General features: G+C 37.0%; 1 pseudogene. It reads right to left on the bottom strand.

Annotation, left to right across the window (positions count from 1 at the left end):
• A pseudogene (locus tag AACL61_RS02220) lies at positions 1-257 on the bottom strand (IS21 family transposase); the annotation flags it as partial.

Raw genomic sequence — 257 nt, 5'->3', positions numbered from 1 at the left:
TAACGATATCATTTAAATCATTGACCGTACTAAATTCTCCATCATAAGGTTTTAATCGTTCCATTGTTCTTGCTAATGCTTCAACGCAACCTTTGGTTTGCGGTCTAAATGGGCGACATGCGACTGGATGAAATCCGGCATCATGGCTAAATGATAGGAATCGTTCATTAAATCGATGATGATGAAAGTCGCTTAATTTATGGTCAATGACAGTTGACATATTATCAAACCAGATTTCTTTAGGAATTCCACCAGTA

Source organism: Limosilactobacillus reuteri subsp. porcinus, from assembly GCF_036621895.1.
In the GTDB taxonomy this organism is placed as follows: Bacteria; Bacillota; Bacilli; order Lactobacillales; family Lactobacillaceae; genus Limosilactobacillus; species Limosilactobacillus reuteri_J.
The sequence above is the reverse complement of the archived record's forward strand: the minus strand, read 5'-3'. Positions and strand labels throughout refer to the sequence as shown.